The sequence below is a fragment of the Comamonas sp. SY3 genome, from assembly GCF_041730275.1.
Taxonomy (GTDB): Bacteria; Pseudomonadota; Gammaproteobacteria; order Burkholderiales; family Burkholderiaceae_C; genus Comamonas; species Comamonas sediminis.
Map to the genome: position 1 here is coordinate 1 of NZ_JBGTYN010000019.1, position 16689 is coordinate 16689.

Annotated in this window: 12 protein-coding genes and 1 tRNA gene; 6 read left to right on the top strand and 7 right to left on the bottom strand. The window is 64.8% G+C overall.

Annotation, left to right across the window (positions count from 1 at the left end; genetic code table 11):
- Positions 1-122 precede the first annotated feature (122 nt).
- Both ACCQ08_RS19585 and ACCQ08_RS19590 read right to left on the bottom strand, forming a co-directional pair.
- A tRNA-Lys gene (locus ACCQ08_RS19585) sits at positions 123-198 on the bottom strand.
- Positions 199-369: 171 nt separating this feature from the next.
- A complete protein-coding gene (locus ACCQ08_RS19590; protein WP_312417258.1) occupies positions 370-1347 on the bottom strand; it encodes a GMP reductase in 978 nt (325 codons plus the stop codon).
- A gap of 293 nt (positions 1348-1640) precedes the next feature.
- On the opposite strand from ACCQ08_RS19590, the gene ACCQ08_RS19595 reads away from it, so the two are divergent.
- Both ACCQ08_RS19595 and ACCQ08_RS19600 read left to right on the top strand, forming a co-directional pair.
- Positions 1641-4094 (top strand): UvrD-helicase domain-containing protein, encoded by a 2454-nt coding sequence (locus ACCQ08_RS19595; RefSeq protein ID WP_373450734.1) that lies wholly within the window; start codon positions 1641-1643, stop codon positions 4092-4094.
- Positions 4095-4405: 311 nt separating this feature from the next.
- Positions 4406-5539 carry an FUSC family protein gene (locus ACCQ08_RS19600; protein WP_373450735.1) on the top strand — a complete coding sequence of 378 codons (1134 nt, stop codon included), beginning with the start codon at positions 4406-4408 and terminating at the stop codon, positions 5537-5539.
- Positions 5540-5589: 50 nt separating this feature from the next.
- Here ACCQ08_RS19600 and ACCQ08_RS19605 read toward each other — a convergent pair whose 3' ends face one another.
- From ACCQ08_RS19605 to ACCQ08_RS19615, 3 genes are all read right to left on the bottom strand, one after another.
- Positions 5590-6387, bottom strand: a complete 798-nt coding sequence (locus ACCQ08_RS19605) for a BPSS1780 family membrane protein (protein WP_312462799.1) — start codon at positions 6385-6387, stop codon at positions 5590-5592.
- A 137-nt stretch (positions 6388-6524) separates the two neighbouring features.
- A complete protein-coding gene (locus ACCQ08_RS19610) occupies positions 6525-7481 on the bottom strand; it encodes a homoserine kinase (RefSeq protein ID WP_312417264.1) in 957 nt (318 codons plus the stop codon).
- Between the two features lie 124 nt (positions 7482-7605).
- Positions 7606-7980 carry a hypothetical protein gene (locus tag ACCQ08_RS19615; RefSeq protein WP_239810940.1) on the bottom strand — a complete coding sequence of 125 codons (375 nt, stop codon included), beginning with the start codon at positions 7978-7980 and terminating at the stop codon, positions 7606-7608.
- Between the two features lie 52 nt (positions 7981-8032).
- Between ACCQ08_RS19615 and polA the strand changes: the two genes are divergently transcribed.
- A complete protein-coding gene (polA, locus tag ACCQ08_RS19620; protein WP_373450736.1) occupies positions 8033-10834 on the top strand; it encodes a DNA polymerase I in 2802 nt (933 codons plus the stop codon).
- 233 nt (positions 10835-11067) lie between these two features.
- Positions 11068-12039, top strand: coding sequence for a ZIP family metal transporter (locus ACCQ08_RS19625; protein WP_312417269.1), 972 nt, complete (start codon positions 11068-11070; stop codon positions 12037-12039).
- A 21-nt stretch (positions 12040-12060) separates the two neighbouring features.
- Here the strand turns inward: ACCQ08_RS19625 and ACCQ08_RS19630 are convergent, their stop codons facing one another.
- Both ACCQ08_RS19630 and ACCQ08_RS19635 read right to left on the bottom strand, forming a co-directional pair.
- Positions 12061-12849 carry a LytR/AlgR family response regulator transcription factor gene (locus ACCQ08_RS19630; RefSeq protein WP_373450737.1) on the bottom strand — a complete coding sequence of 263 codons (789 nt, stop codon included), beginning with the start codon at positions 12847-12849 and terminating at the stop codon, positions 12061-12063.
- Positions 12850-12914: 65 nt separating this feature from the next.
- Positions 12915-13949 (bottom strand): sensor histidine kinase, encoded by a 1035-nt coding sequence (locus tag ACCQ08_RS19635; protein ID WP_239810944.1) that lies wholly within the window; start codon positions 13947-13949, stop codon positions 12915-12917.
- A gap of 122 nt (positions 13950-14071) precedes the next feature.
- Between ACCQ08_RS19635 and argH the strand changes: the two genes are divergently transcribed.
- Together argH and ACCQ08_RS19645 are read left to right on the top strand one after the other, a co-directional pair.
- Positions 14072-15529 (top strand): argininosuccinate lyase, encoded by a 1458-nt coding sequence (gene argH, locus ACCQ08_RS19640; protein ID WP_230772600.1) that lies wholly within the window; start codon positions 14072-14074, stop codon positions 15527-15529.
- A gap of 42 nt (positions 15530-15571) precedes the next feature.
- Positions 15572-16558 carry a Bug family tripartite tricarboxylate transporter substrate binding protein gene (locus ACCQ08_RS19645; protein ID WP_312531452.1) on the top strand — a complete coding sequence of 329 codons (987 nt, stop codon included), beginning with the start codon at positions 15572-15574 and terminating at the stop codon, positions 16556-16558.
- The last annotated feature ends 131 nt before the right edge of the window (positions 16559-16689 follow it).

Here is a 16689-nt window from a genome sequence, read left to right on the forward strand (position 1 = left end):
AACACTCGACCAACGGATTAAGAGTCCGCTGCTCTACCAACTGAGCTAAGAGCCCGAAACTGTCGCACCTTGGAAATGCTTTGTTTCGTGTGCCTGCGGGTTCTTCGCAAGCCAGAAAAATGTGGTGGGCCCTGAGTGATTCGAACACTCGACCAACGGATTAAGAGTCCGCTGCTCTACCAACTGAGCTAAGAGCCCACATTTTCTGCTGTCAGCAGTGCGCTGCAGCAAGCCTTGTATTATGCACTAATTTTTACGCCTGCTCGGAAAAATCCCCATATCAACCCTGATTTTTTCCGGCAGGCCGGGTGCCGCAGAGGCAAAAACGGCCCGTACGCTGCCGGGCCGTGCCTGTCTGCGGCGCGCGGTTTACATCAACAGATGTTCGCCCGCATTGTCGCCGCCCAGGATCACATAGTTGACCTTGCGGATGTCCATCAGGTGCTTGCCGCCTGCGTAGCTGATGGAGGACTGCACATCCTGCTCCATCTCGGTCAGCGTGTCCTGCAGCTTGCCCTTGATGGGTTCGAGGATGCGCTTGCCTTCGACGTGCTTGTACTCGCCTTTGTTGAAGTCACTGGCCGAGCCGTAGTACTCCTTGAACAGCTCGCCATCGAGCTCGACCGTCTTGCCGGGCGATTCTTCATGGCCGGCAAACAGCGAACCGATCATCACCATCGTCGCGCCAAAGCGGATGCTCTTGGCGATGTCGCCGTGGCTGCGGATACCACCATCGGCAATGATGGGCTTGGTCGCCACACGTGCGCACCACTTGAGCGCCGACAGCTGCCAGCCGCCCGTGCCAAAGCCGGTCTTGAGCTTGGTGATGCAGACCTTGCCCGGGCCCACGCCCACCTTGGTGGCATCGGCGCCCCAGTTTTCCAGATCGATGACCGCCTCGGGGGTGGCCACATTGCCGGCGATCACAAAGGCCTCGGGCAGCTTGTCCTTGAGGTAGATGATCATGTTCTTCACGCTGTCGGCATGGCCATGGGCGATGTCGATGGTGATGTATTCGGGGCAGATGTCGTCGGCAACAAAGCGGTCCACCACGTCGTAGTCCGCCTGCTTGACGCCCAGCGAGATCGAGGCGAACAGGCCTTGCGACTGCATGGCCTTGGTGAAGGCCACATTGTCGATGTCAAAGCGGTGCATCACATAGAAATAGCCGTGTTGCGCCAAAAACTTGCAGATCTTCTCGTCCAGCACGGTCTTCATGTTGGCAGGCACCACCGGCAGGCGGAAGGTGCGGTTGCCCAGGACCACGCTGGTGTCACATTCGGAGCGGCTTTCCACGCGGCACTTGCGGGGCAGCAGAAGAATGTTGTCGTAGTCGAAGATTTCCATTTGATTCCAAGCTCCATAAAAGGTCGCAGCGAACCATTTCGCGGCGATGGGGCGCTTGGCTTGGAGACCGGTCGGGCAGGGCGCTTCGCGTTGGAAGACCCTCTTTTGCGCTGTTGCAGACACAAAAAAACCGGGTCACAAGAAACTTGGGCCCGGTGACTGATTCTAGCAGCAAGCACCGGCTTTGCAAAAGCCTTGCCGGCCGCTGCAGTATGCGCCCTCGCTGCGCGCGGCCCCTGGGCGCATCGCGTGCCGGCAGCTCGCCAGCTTGACGTTCTCCCTACAATGGGGGGATGGATTCGAATGATTTGTTTGCACTGCCGTCCGATGCGGGCGGCGACGGGCATTTGCCGCTTCTCAATGGCCTCAACGACGAGCAACTGGCCGCTGCCACCTTGGAAGGGGGCCATGCGCTGATCCTGGCCGGTGCCGGCTCGGGCAAGACCCGGGTGCTGACCACGCGCATTGCCTGGCTGCTGCAGACGGGCCGTGCCACGCCGGGCGGTATTCTGGCGGTCACTTTTACCAACAAGGCGGCCAAGGAAATGCTGACCCGCCTGTCGGCGATGCTGCCCATCAATGTGCGCGGCATGTGGATCGGCACCTTCCACGGGCTGTGCAACCGCATGCTGCGCGCGCATTACAAGTCGGCCAACCTGCCGCAGACCTTCCAGATCCTGGACACGCAGGACCAGCTCTCGGCGATCAAGCGCCTGTGCAAGCAGTTCCAGGTCGATGAGGAAGCGCTGCCGCCCAAGCAGCTGCAGTACTTCATCAGCGGCTGCAAGGAAGAGGGCTTGCGCCCCTCCGACGTGCAGGCGCGCGACATGGCCGAGCGCAAGAAGGTCGAGCTCTACCAGCTCTACGAAGACCAATGCCTGCGCGAAGGTGTCGTGGATTTTGGCGAGCTGATGCTGCGCTCCTACGAGCTGCTGCGCGACAACGCTCCCATCCGGCAGCACTACCAGCACCGCTTTCGCCACATGCTGGTCGACGAGTTCCAGGATACCAACCGCCTGCAGTACCTGTGGCTCAAGCAGCTGGCGGGCGAGATGGTGGGCGGCCAATTCCAGTCCCACAGCAGCGTGATTGCCGTCGGCGACGATGACCAGAGCATCTATGCTTTCCGTGGCGCGCGGGTGGGCAACATGCAGGATTTTGTGCGCGAGTTCGAGGTGCGCCAGCAGATCAAGCTGGAGCAGAACTACCGCAGCTACAGCAATATCCTCGACAGCGCCAACGCGCTGATCAGCCACAACAGCAACCGGCTGGGCAAGAACCTGCGCACCGACCAGGGCCCGGGCGAGCCGGTGCGGGTGTCCGAGAGCGCCACCGACATGGCCGAGGCGCAGTGGATGGTTGAGGAGATCAAGTCGCTGATCAAGAGCGATGGCTTTGCGCGCAGCGAGATCGCCGTGCTCTACCGCAGCAATGCCCAAAGCCGGATTCTGGAAACCAGCCTGTTCAACGCCGGCGTGCCTTACCGCGTGTATGGCGGCCTGCGCTTTTTCGAGCGTGCGGAAATCAAGCATGCGCTGGCCTATCTGCGCCTGCTGGAGAACCCGCATGACGACACCAGCTTCATGCGGGTGGTGAACTTTCCGCCGCGCGGCATTGGCGCCCGCACCACCGAGCAACTGCAGGAAGGGGCGCAGACTGCCGGTTGCTCGCTGTACGACGCGGTGACGGCCGTGGCTGGCAAGGCGGGCACCAAGCTGCAGTCCTTTGTCGCGATGATCGATGTGCTGCGCGAGGAGACCCAGGGCAAGACCCTGCGCGAGACCATCGAGCGCATGCTGGTGGTGAGCGGCCTGATCGAGCACTACCAGACCGAAAAGGAAGGCGCCGACCGCATCGACAACCTGGGCGAACTGGTGACCGCAGCCGAAAGCTTTGTCACCCAGGAAGGCTTTGGCAGGGATGCCGTGGCCATTCCGCTCGATGAGCAACAGGCCATGGGCGTGCCAGCCAGCGGCCAAAGCCCCGTCAGCCAGGGGCTGGACCCGGATGCGCCGCTGCTCGACACCCCGCTGCCCGACGCCGCCAATCCGGCCATCGTGAACCCGGACACCGGCGAGACCTTGTCGCCGCTCGTGGCCTTTCTGACCCATGCGGCGCTGGAGGCGGGCGACAACCAGGCGCAGGCGGGCCAGGACGCCGTGCAGATGATGACCGTGCATGCCAGCAAGGGTCTGGAGTTTGACGTGGTGTTCATCGGCGGGCTGGAGGAGGGCCTGTTCCCGCACGAGAACGCGATGACCGACACCGGCGGGCTGGAGGAGGAGCGCCGCCTGATGTATGTGGCGATCACGCGGGCGCGCAAGCGCCTCTACCTGAGCACCTCGCAGACGCGCATGCTGCACGGCACCACGCGCTACAACGTGCGCAGCCGCTTTCTGGATGAGCTGCCCGAGACAGCACTCAAATGGCTCACGCCCAGGCACTCCGGCTTTGGCAGCGGCATGGGCAGCCTGGCTTACGGCGGGGGCGGCGGCGGTGGTCGCTCGTCGGGCGGTGGCTATGGTGATTCCGCGCCCAGCATGTGGGGCAAAACCCCCGTGCCGGTGCAAAAGGCCGAGCCCGCGCATGGCATCAAGAAGGGCGCCAATGTGTTCCACAACAAGTTTGGCGAAGGCAAGGTGCTGGCGGTGGAAGGCACGGGCGACGATGCCCGCGCCCAGGTGAATTTTCCGCGCCACGGCACCAAGTGGCTGGCGCTGTCGGTGGCCAAGCTCACGGTGGTCTGAGCTGCGCGCGGTTCTCAGTCCAAAGTGCAAGGCTGGCAGGTGTTGGGGTGATAGTGGGCGCCAACCTCAGGCTTGCATTTAATAGTTGCATAGGATACTATATGGGCTGCTCATCCGCTTGAGCAGCCCCGCCGCATTCTGGTGCACCCCTGCTGCCCAGGCGGCGCTGGCCGTCCCCCATCCGCGCAGGGGGCGGCGCCCGTGCTGCTTTCCGGCGGGTGAGCCGCCACTTCCATGTCCCAGCCACATGCGCTGGCCGCACCGCCGGCCGGTCTGCGCGTTCGCCAGTCGCTGGGTAGACGAGAATGCCCATGACCCCTGTCCGCAAGATTGACGTTTCCACCCCTTCCATGGGCCGCCCCCAGGCGCTGCGCCATCTGCTGTCGCCGCGCCAGCTGCGCGACAGCGCCCGTCTGCAGCCGCTGCCGTCGCTGCATATTGCGCTGATTGCGGCCATGCAGGCGGCGCTGGCGGTGCTGCTGGCCTTGGTGGTGGCGCGTCTGTCGCCCTGGCCCCAACTGGTCGGCCCGTTGGGGCTGGGCGCATTGGCGGCGCTGTTTGGCCGCTTTGCGGCGCCGGGCCGGCGCATGCGCATCGTCGGCATCTGCGCGGCCATGCTGTGTGCCGCGGTGTTTCTGCCGTCCCTCGCGTCCTGGGCCGGGCTGCCCGCCCAGGGCATGGTCTGGGTGCTCGCGCTGGTGGCCGGCGCGGCCACGTTGGCGGTCAGCCACTGGCGCCTGGGTGGGCCGGGCGCGGTGATTGTGGTGTTCGCCGCCGGTGCCTCGCTGGCGCCGGTACACAGCGGGCAGCAGCTGCTGGAACGCACCTTGGGTACCTTGGCCGGTGGCCTGTTGGCGGCCCTGGTCTGCTGGGCCACCGATGGCCTGCGCCACCAGGCGGTGCAGCGGGTGCAGCTTCCTGCGCAGCCGCTGCGGCCCTGGCCCGCCGAGCTGGCTGCTGCCGGCCGCATGGTGCTGGGTGCCGGTCTGGCGGCCTGGGTGGCCCAGGCTGCCGGCTGGCAGCATCCGGCGTGGGCGGCAATCGGCGCGACGGCGGTGATGCAGGGCAGCCACCTGCACATCACGATGAACCGCGCGCTGCAGCGCATGGTGGGTACGATGCTCGGCGCGCTGGTGGCGGGTCTGATTCTGTCGCTGGAGCCGTCCTTCTGGTGGATCGCCGCCTGCATCGTCGTGCTGCAGTTCATCACCGAGGTGAGCATTGGCTACAACTACGCGCTGGGCCAGATCACGGTCACGCCGATGGCCTTGCTGATGACGCATCTGGCCTCATCGCTCCAGGCGCCGCTGGGCATGCCGGTGGAGCGGGTACTCGATACCGTGCTGGGTGCAGCGCTGGGCATTGTGTTTGCGCTGGCCCTGTCCAGCGTGGAAGACCGGGCGCACCTGCACCGCCTGCACCATGGCGAAGGCCCGCAGCCATGAAAAAAGCCCGGCTGTAGGGCACAGGCCGGGCGGGGATGGGTGGGGCAGTTTTAAAGTGCGACGCTGTCCAACTGCTCGGGCGCTTCAAAGCAGTCGCGGAAGCTGAACACCACCGAAGTCAGAAACATCGTCGCCAGCATCAGCGAGCCGGCAATGGCGATGGCTGCCGCTGCCCAGGCACCCAGCAAGGTGCCCAGCAGTGCAGACAGCAAGGCCATGGCAATGCCAAAGCCAATGCCGACAGCCATCCAGGCCAGGCCAAACATCGTGAAGGCGCCGATATTGCGGCTGCAGGCAATCAGGCTGAAAAACACCGCCTTGATGGCAGGCACACGGTGCCAGTAGATGAGGCCCGGCGCATGCCAGAACAGCAGCGACAGCGGGATGTACAGCAGCATGGTGGCGAACATGGCCTGCTGGAAGGCCGGTTGCTCGACGATCTCACGCGTGATCTCGCCGCCCATCAGGTTGAGGCGGGCAAACTGGCCGCCATCGAACAGCGCGGAAAAGCCCAGCACCAACAGGAACGACAGCGCATAGAAGACGCCCAGCACGACAAAGGAATTGCGCCGTTCCTTGTCGACACGCAGCGCTGCCAGTACCACCGGCAACGTGGGGCGCGTGCCCTGCGCCGTCAGCGCGGCGCCAATCATCATGCACAAGGTGGAGACGGGCAGCAGCGCCAGTGCGATGAAGGTGCCGGCAATCGGGATGGCCCCGATCAGCGACATCACCATCATCGACAGAAAGAACAGCGAGGTCAGGGCCAGGGCCTGGGTCTTGAAGGTTTTGAAGCCGTCTTGCACCCAGGTCACACCCTGGCGGGCAGTGGCGATACGAAGTTTCATGCACCAGCGCGCTGCAGCGCAGGCTGCAGCGATAAAAATCAAAGGGGATGGCGCACTGTAACCCATGCGCCCAAGGGGCAGGAGCCCATGTGGGCATGGCGTGCGCGGGCGGGCCCCCGGTGGCTTGGAACCGGTTCTTAGACCAGTTGGTATGGCGTGGCCAGGCGTTCGCGCAGCACACGCTCGAAATGGGTCGGGTCATGGGGCTTGAGCAGCGAGGCTTCGCGCGGCAGGTAGAAGTCCCAGAGGCGCGAGATCCAGAAGCGCAGCGCGCCTGCGCGCAGCATGGCATTGAGCAGCTCGCGCTCGCAGGCCTGCAGCGGGCGCACCGCCTGGTAGGCGGCGAGCAGTGCATCGGCACGGGCCTTGTCGATGGCGCCGGTGGCCAGGTCGATGCACCAGTCGTTGATGACCACGGACAGGTCAAACAGCCAGGTATCGACACCGGCGAAATAGAAATCAAAGATGCCCGTCAGGGTGTCGCCCTCGAACATGGCGTTGTCGCGGAACAGGTCGGCATGGACGGGTCCGCGTGGCAGCGCGGTATAGGCCGAGCTTTGTGCCACATGGTTCTGGTAGGCCAGCTCGCTGCGCAGCAGTTCGGCGGTGGCGGTGTCCAGGTAGGGCAGCACCACCGGCACGGTCTCGTTCCACCAGGGCAGGCCACGCAGATTGGGCTGCTGGCGTGGGTAGTCGAGCGCGGCCTGGTGCATTCGGGCCAGCACCTCGCCCAGCGATTGGCAATGCGCCGCCTGGGGCGCCAGCTGGCTCTTGCCGGGCAGCTTGCCAACGATGGCCGCCGGCTTGCCCTCGACCTGCAGCAGGATGTCGCCGGTCTTGCCATCGGCCTGGGGTTCGGGCACGGGAATGCCGGCCTTGGCCAGGTGCTTCATCAGGTACAGGTAGAACGGCAACTGGTCGGCGCGCAGGCGCTCGAACAGGGTCAGCACGTACTCGCCCTGGCTGGTGGTCAGAAAGTAGTTGGTGTTTTCAATACCGCCTTCAATACCGCGCAACGAGACGAAATCGCCCAGTGGGACGCGCTTGAGCAAGGCCTTGGCAGCCTTGTCGGATACTTCGGTGAAAACAGCCATGGATGTATATCGTCGCTACAAAAACAAGGCCAGCCTCTGTGGCTGGCCTGGCCCGCAAGGCGGGTGCAAAGAAGCGATTATCGCAAGCCCGGGCGGCGCCGGGCTTTTCGCTCTGGTATCGCGCTCAGAAATTGCCGATGTTCCAGACGCGCTTCTTGCTCTGGGTGTCGCCAAAGCCATCGGGGCGGGCGCGGGCGCCGTCGGTCGGCTTGACCTCATAGCCGGGCATGTTGCCCATCTTGGGCTGCACATGGATGCTCTGGGTCTGGCCACCAATGCGCACCTCGTCGATACGGCTGCCCGCATCTTCCACCCGGATGTATTCGGCCTTCTGGTTGTACTTGTCGTTCGCGGGCGCCGCGTCGGCAGGGGCCGCAGGCTGTGCAGCGGGCTGGGCTGCAGGCTGCTCGGCAGGAGCGGCGGGTTGCTGGGCCAGCGCAGGGGCTGCCAGCACCAGTGCCAGGGCCTGGGCGATGAAAGAAGTGGTAATTGCGCGCATGGCTCAATTGTAAGTTGTCGCCCGGTGTTTGCGTACCGGGCACAATGTCAATATGCGTAATCCTCCTACTTTAGTGCTGGTGGACGGTTCCAGCTATCTGTACCGTGCCTACCATGCGATGCCCGACCTTCGTGCGGTTCCCGGCGACTCTGCCAGCCCGGCTACCGGGGCCATCCGGGGCATGATCAACATGATGCAGGCGTTGCGTAAAGACATACAGGCCGACTACGCCGTCTGTGTTTTCGACGCCAGCGGCCCCACCTTCCGCGACGATCTCTACACCGAGTACAAGGCCACGCGCTCGCCAATGCCCGATGACCTGCGCTCGCAGATCGCGCCCATCCATGAGGTGGTGCAGCTGCTGGGCTGGAAGATTCTGGCGGTGCCCGGGGTCGAGGCCGACGATGTCATCGCCACCCTGGCCCGGATGGCATCGCAGCAGGGCATTCAGGTCATCGTCTCTAGCGGCGACAAGGATTTGAGCCAGCTGGTCAACGAGCATGTGACCATCATCGACACGATGAACGGCAAGCGCCGCGATGTGGCCGGGGTCACGGCCGAGTTTGGCGTGCCGCCGTCGCAGATGGTCGAGTACCAGGCCTTGGTGGGCGATACGGTGGACAACGTGCCCGGCGTCAGCAAGGTAGGCCCCAAGACGGCTGCCAAGTGGCTGGAGGAACACGGCTCCTTGGACCAGCTGATCGCCAAAGCCGACACGATCAAGGGTGTTGCCGGCCAGAACCTGCGCGATGCGATTGCCAGCGGCCAGCTGGCGCTGAGCCGCCAGCTGGTGACGATGAAAACCGATTGCGCGCTGGACGACTACATCCCGGGCCTGCCCGCCTTCGATGGCATTACGCTGGGCGAGCCGGATGCCGCCGGCCTGGCACCGTTCTATGAGCAGTACGGCTTCAAGGGCCTGGCGCGGTCGCTGGGTTCTGCCGCAGCGCCCGCTGCGGGCAAGGCCGCAGCCGGCCCTGCCGGCCAGGCCGGTCTGTTTGACAGTGCCGATGCTGCGGTGACCGAGGTTGCCATCGAGGCCCAGCAGCGCGATGTGGTCTACCACACCATCCTGACCGAGGCCGATCTGGACGCCTGGTTGCTCAAGCTGCAAACGGCCGAATTGGCGGCGCTCGATACCGAAACCGATTCGCTCGATGAAATGCAGGCCCGCATCGTCGGCATCTCGTTCAGCGTGCAGGTGGGCGAGGCGGCCTACATCCCGCTGCGCCACGAGGGCATGGACGTGCCCGAGCAGCTGCCGATGGAGCTGGTGCTGGCCAAGCTCAAGCCCTGGCTGGAAGACGCCAGCAAAAAGAAGCTGGGCCAGCATGTCAAATATGACCAGCATGTGCTGGCCAACCACGGCATTCGCGTGCAAGGCTATGCGCATGACACCATGCTGCAGTCCTATGTGCTGGAGGCCGACCGCCCCCACAACCTGGGCAGCCTGGCACTGCGCCACACCGGCCGCACGGGCATCAGCTATGAGGACCTCTGCGGCAAGGGCAAGGGCCAGATACCGTTTGCCCAGGTACCGGTGGACAAGGCTGCCGCGTACAGCTGTGAGGATTCCGACCAGACCCTCGATGTACACCGCGTGCTGTGGCCGCGCATCGAAGCCCATCCTGGCCTGGCGCATATCTATGCGCTGGAGATGCAGACCAGCGAAGCGCTGTTCCGCATCGAGCGCAATGGCGTGCGCATTGATGCGCCCGAGCTGGCGCGCCAGAGCAATGACCTGGGCCGCCGCATTCTGGCGCTGGAAGCCGAGGCCTACGAGATCGCCGGGCAGCAATTCAACCTGAGCAGCCCCAAGCAGCTCGGCGAGATCTTTTTTGACAAGCTGGGCCTGCCGGTGGTGAAGAAAACCGCCACCGGCGCGCGCAGCACGGACGAAGAAGTGCTGGAAAAGCTGGCTGAGGATTACCCGCTGCCGGCCAAGATCCTGGAGCACCGCTCGCTGTCCAAGCTCAAGGGCACCTACACCGACAAGCTCGCGCAGATGGCGCTGCCCAGCGATGGCCGCGTGCACACCCACTATGCGCAGGCGGTGGCTGTCACCGGCCGCCTGTCGAGCAACGAGCCGAACCTGCAGAACATTCCCGTGCGCACCGCCGAAGGCCGCCGCATCCGCGAAGCCTTTGTCGCGCCCGGAGGCAAGCTGATTGCCAGCGCCGACTACTCGCAGATCGAGCTGCGCATCATGGCGCATCTGTCGGGCGACGAGGCGCTGCTGAATGCCTTCCGCGATGGGCTGGATGTGCACCGCGCCACCGCCGCCGAGGTGTTTGGCGTGGCACTGGACCAGGTCAGCAGCGAGCAGCGCCGCTATGCCAAGGTCATCAACTTTGGCCTGATCTACGGCATGAGCAGCTTTGGTCTGGCCAAGAACCTGGGCATCGAGACCAAGGCCGCTGCCGCCTATATCGACAAGTACTTCCAGCGCTACCCCGGCGTCAAGCGCTACATGGACCAGACCGTGGAGCTGGCCCATGCGCAAGGCTATGTCGAGACCGTGTTCGGCCGCCGCCTGGTGCTGCCCGAGATCAATGGCGGCAATGGCCCGCGCAAGAAAGCCGCCGAGCGCGCCGCGATCAATGCGCCGATGCAGGGCACGGCGGCCGACCTGATCAAGAAGGCCATGGTGGCCGTACAGGCCAAGCTTGACGCCCAGAAGCCCGAGGTGCTGGTCATCATGCAGGTGCACGATGAACTGGTGTTCGAGCTGCCGGCGGCCGAGCAGGACTGGGTGCGCACGGAGATCCCGGCCATCATGGCCGGTGTGGCCGACCTGAAGGTGCCGTTGATCGCCGAGATCGGTTTTGGCCCGAACTGGGAAAAAGCGCACTGATGCGGATACCCAGCGCTGCCTGGCAAGGGCAGCCGCTGAGGTTCCAGATGGACCGCCCCAAGCCCCGGCATGCGTCCAGGATTTGGGGCGGTTAATGCAACTGCGTTGCAACTAAGTGCTACCATGCGCGGCATGTTGGATGGGGCAGGGCGCCCGGTGGCTGCGCAGGCGCGCGATGCTGCACTGGGGTGATGGCATTGTTTGTTGAGCCGGCCCCGCTGAAGGATGGTTTCATGACTTTGATCGCAATCGTGCTGGCGACCCTTGCTGCCGGTTTGGGCAGCGTGTGGGTGGCCGCAGCGCTGATGCGCACGGGTATCGGCAGCCAGGGCAGCCGCTTTGGTGCCCAGCACCTGCTGAGCCTGGCCGCAGGCGCCTTGCTCGCTACCGCCTTTGTGCATTTGCTGCCCGAGGCTTTCGAGAGCCAGATCAACCCCAAGGCCCTGTTTGTGGTGCTGCTGCTGGGTCTGGTATTTTTCTTTTTGCTGGACAAGGCCGAACTCTGGCACCACGGCCATGAGCACCGCCATGCGCTGCCTGAAGAGCGCGGCCATGCCCATGGCGGCCATGCGGAAGGTGACCGTGCGGATGGCGAGCACGCCGATGGCCAGCATGGCCATGCGCACCACCACCACGGCCACACGCACAACCACAGCGCAGGCGGCTGGTCGCTGCTGACCGGTGACAGCGTGCACTGCTTTGGCGACGGCATCCTGATTGCGTCGGCCTTCATGGCCGATAGGTGGCTGGGCATTGTGGCGGCCATCTCGGTGCTGGCCCATGAGGTGCCGCACCATATGGGCGACTTGGTGGTGCTGTCGGGCAATGGCAGCCGCAGCCAGAGCAAGGTGGCGCTGCTCAAGCTGTCGCTGGCCGGTGCGGTGACCGCGCTGGGCGGTGTGGTCGGCTATTTCCTGGTCAGCTCACTGGCCGATTTTCTGCCGTACTTCCTGGCCATTGCATCAAGCAGCTTCATCTATGTGGCGCTGGCCGATCTGATCCCGCAGCTGCAGCGCCAGCTGTCGGCCAAGCAGACGGTGCAGCAGGTGGTCTGGCTGGCCATCGGCATGGTGGTGGTGAGCGCGGTCAGCACCTGGGCGCATGGCGACCATGACCACCCAGGCCATGCACACGGCCCGGCCGGGCAGCATGAGGCCCATGGCGCCGATGACGCGCATGGCGACCACGACGGGCACAAGCACTGAGACGGGTGAGGACGGCAGCTGTCAGCCTGCGCGCAGGCCACTGCCCTTGTTGGCCAGCAAGGCACGCACCACCGGCAGCTGACGCCGCGAGACCAGCAGCACATCCGGGATGCCAAACAGACGCAGCTGCCAGCCCTCGCTGTCGTCTGCATCACAGGCCTTTTCCAGGCAGCGGATGGCGGACGGTGCCACCAGTGCATTGCGGTGCACGCGCAGATAGCGCTTGGCAAAGCGCGTCTCCAGATCGTTGAGGCTGCCCGACCACAGATACTCATGTGTACCGGTGCGCACAGTCACATATTTCAACTCGGATTTGAAATACAGCACATCGGCCAGGCGCACCCGTTCGGTACGGCCCCGGTCGGTGATCAGCAAGGTGTCGGCATCCAGGTCAGGCTCGGGCAGGGCAGGGGCCTGGCGCAGTGCATGGGCCTGGGCGACCAGGGCCACCTTGTGCAGCGCCGCTGCCAGGCGCTCGCGCCGCACCGGCTTGGTCAGGTAGTCGGCGGCATTGACTTCGAAGGCGCTCAGCGCATGCTCGGGGTGGGCGGTGACAAAGACCACGGCCGGCGCCGGGGGCTGCTGCTGCAGCTGGCGCGCCAGCTCCATGCCGCTGAGCCCAGGCATGTGGATGTCCAGCAGCAGCACATCAAAGGCCTGGCCCACTGCAGTGGCACTGGCCAGCGCCTGCAGCGCCTCGGGCGCATTGGCGGCCTCGTGCACAGCGGTTGGCGCTGGTGTCATCTCGACCAGCAAGCGCCGCAGCCGGCTGCGGGCCAGGGCTTCATCATCCACAATCAATACTCGCATGGGCGCCTATGCTAGCGGAGGCGGGGCCTGGCTGCCAACACCGGCCGTCGTGTATTTGCGCCCGCTCAAGCGGGGATGCTGATGCGCACCATGTAGATGCCGTCCTTGCTGGTCGCCTTGAAGTCGTACTCCAGGTCATAGAGCAGGCGCAGCCGCTTTTTCACATTCAGGATGGCGGTGCCGGTGCCGGCACGCCGCTCCGGCTGCGGGGCGCTGAACGGGCGCGGCGTGGTGTTGATGATCTGGATCTGCACCATATTGCCCCGCCTGCGCGTGGCAATGCTGATGCGGCCATGGCCGTGGCTGGGCTCGATGCCGTGCTTGACGGCGTTCTCCACCAGCGGCTGCAGAAACAGCGGCGGCACGGTGGCGTCATCGGCGCGCGAATCCAGGTTCCAGCGCACGGCCATGCGGTCTTCAAAGCGGATCTGCTCGATCGACAGGTAGCGGCGCGCCAGCATCACCTCTTCGGCCAGGGTCGAGGCCTCGCGCTTTTCGGTCAGCGCATGGCGGAACAGGTCGCTCAGGTCCTCCAGCATGGCTTCGGCCTTGTGCGGGTGGTCCTGCACCAGCGCAATGGCGCTGTTGAGCGCATTGAAGAGGAAATGCGGGCGGATGCGCGCCTGCAGCTCGGCCAGCCGCGCGGTGGTGGCCGCCGGCGTGCGGGCCTGGGCGCGCCACTGCAGGCCCACCACGACCATCGCCGCCAAAAAGCCGCCCGCCGCAGCGCTGGCCAGCCAGGCGGTGTGTGACGACAACGTCGCCCATTGGTAGAGCATGGCCGCCAGCAGCCCGCAGGCCACGCCCAGCGCGGCGCCGGCCAGGTACTGCACGCGCGTGCTGCAGCGCTGCAGCTGCTTTTTCTGCTGGCAGGCCAGCACCAGCCACAGCAGGCTGGCCGGCAGCACCACGGCGGTGAGCAGTGCCAGCTGAAAGAACCAATCGAGCAGGCTGCTGGTGCCAAAGGCCGCAGCAATCGCCACCACGGTCTCGACCAGGGCCACCGTGCGGCCGATCACACTGGCGGTGCAGGCATCAAACACATAGGCCGTGCCGACGATGGCTTCGCGCGGTGCTGGATTAGTTGATGTTGCTGGCATGGTCGTGCAGGGTCGATAAAATCCTGGTTTTTCGCCCAGGGCTTCGGCGGGCCACAGGCACAGCACCGGAGGCTGTGTTTCCGCAGCGCAACTGGCAGCTTAACCCGAATACTGCGACCTTCATGTCTACACCACACGCTTCGTCTCCTTCGCACAACCAGCTCGATTCCAAGTCCGAAGCCTGGTCGGCGCTGTTCTCCGAACCCATGAGCGATCTGGTCAAGCGCTATACCTCCAGTGTGTTTTTCGACAAGCGCCTGTGGCAGGCCGACATCCAGGGCAGTCTGGCCCATGCACAAATGCTGTGTGCCCAGAAGATCATCGGCGAGCAGGACCTGGCCTCCATCGAGCAGGGCATGGCGCAGATCACCTCGGAAATCGAAGCGGGTAGCTTTGAGTGGAAGCTGGACCTGGAAGACGTGCACCTGAACATCGAAGCGCGCCTGACCCAGCTGGTGGGCGATGCCGGCAAGCGCCTGCACACCGGCCGCAGCCGCAATGACCAGGTTGCCACCGATGTGCGCCTGTGGCTGCGCGGCGAGATCGACCTGATCGAAGGCCTGCTGGGCGAGCTGCAGCTGTCCCTGGTGGAAGTGGCCGAAAAGAACGTCGACGTGATCCTGCCCGGTTTTACCCACCTGCAGGTGGCCCAACCGGTGAGCTTTGCCCACCACCTGCTGGCCTATGTGGAAATGTTCAAGCGCGATGCCGAGCGCATGCTGGACGTGCGCAAGCGCGTCAATGTGCTGCCGCTGGGCAGCGCCGCGCTGGCCGGCACCACCTACCCGCTGGACCGCGAGCGCGTGGCCCGCACGCTGGGCATGGAAGGCGTGTCCCAGAACTCGCTGGACGGCGTCAGCGACCGTGACTTCGCGATTGAATTCACCGCAGCGGCGTCGCTGTGCATGGTGCACATCAGCCGCCTGTCCGAGGAACTGATCATCTGGATGAGCCAGAACTTCGGCTTTGTGCGCATTGCCGACCGCTTCACCACCGGCTCGTCGATCATGCCGCAGAAGAAGAACCCCGATGTGCCCGAGCTGGCACGGGGCAAGACCGGCCGCGTGGTCGGCCACCTGATGGGCCTGATCACGTTGATGAAAGGCCAGCCGCTGGCCTACAACAAGGACAACCAGGAAGACAAGGAGCCGCTGTTCGACACCGTCGACACCTTGAAGGACACCTTGCGCATCTTCGCCGAGATGATCGGCGGCCAGGTGAACCCTGCGACCGGCGCCAAGGAGGGCGGCATCACCGTCAACGCCGACAACATGCGTGCCGCTGCGCTCAAGGGCTATGCCACCGCCACCGACCTGGCCGATTACCTGGTCAAGAAGGGCCTGCCTTTCCGCGATGCCCACGAGACCGTGGCCCATGCCGTCAAGCTCGCCTCGCAAAAGGGTGTGGACCTGACCGAGCTGCCGCTGGCCGAGCTGCAGGCCTTCAACCCCAACATCGAAGCCAATGTCTTCGAGGCGCTGAGCCTGGAAGGTTCGCTGAACGCCCGCAATACGCTGGGTGGCACGGCGCCTGCCCAGGTGCGCACGCAGCTGGCCAAGCACCGCACGCGGCTGGCATAAGCCTTGCTTGAACGGTTCTTCTTCGATTCCTGAAAGCTGAGCATGTCCCTGCGCCGCCGCCATTTCTCCCAACAATTGCTGGCCGCTGCTGCGGCCGGGTGGCTGGCCAGCCCCAGCTGGGCGGCGGGCTACAACAAGGGCAAGCCGGTGCGGCTGTTGGTGGGCTTTCCACCGGGCGGCGGCACCGACGTGATTGCACGCCTGCTGGCCGAGAAGATGAAGGACAGCCTGGGCACCTCGGTGGTGGTGGAGAACAAGCCCGGCGCGGGCGGCCAGATTGCGGCCCAGATCCTCAAGGCCTCGCCTGCGGATGGCGCCACCTTCTTCGTCACCCACGACCACACCATCTCCATCCTCCCCCAGGTCGTCAAGAACCCGGGGTTTGACCCGCATGCGGACTTTGTGCCGGTGGCGGGATTTGCCAGCTTTGTCAATGCGATTGCGGTCTCCGACGGCCTGGGCGTGCGCACGTTCGAGGCCTATCTGCAGTGGCTCAAAAAGCAGGGCGGCAAGAGTGCGGTGGGCATTCCAGCCCCGGCATCGACGCCGGAGTTCCTGGTGCGGGTGCTGAACCAGCGCTTCAAGACCGATCTGGTGTCCGTGCCGTACCGGGGCAGCGCGCCGATGCTGGCCGACATGATGGGCAACCAGATCCCCGCCGGCATTGGTTCCGTGCAGGATTTCATCGAAAGCCACAAGGCCGGCAAGATCCGTGTGCTGGCGGTACTGGGCGGCAAGCGCCAGCAGGCCTTGCCCGATGTGCCCACCTTCAGCGAGCTGGGCTTGCCGGGCCTCGAAGACATGCCCTACTACGGCATGTACGCTGCGGCCGGCACGCCAGCCGAGATGGTGCAGGCCGTATCGCAGGCGGTTGCCAAGGCCGTGGCCGCCCCCGATGTGCAGGAGCAGCTGGTCGGCATGGGGTTGAGCGTGGGCTACATGACGCCCGAGCAGCTGCTCGCACGCGAGCGCGCCTATTCGGCCGTCTGGGCCCGCATCATCCGCGACAGCGGCTTCCAGCCGCAGTGACCTTCGCTGGCGCTGCTGGACAGCAAGGCATCCATCGGCAGAGCCCCGGCAAGCCATTAGCCTAATAAATAGCATCTTCTTGTTGCCAAATGAAACACCTGGCTGCCCTGGGCGGCCAGCCAACACTGGCG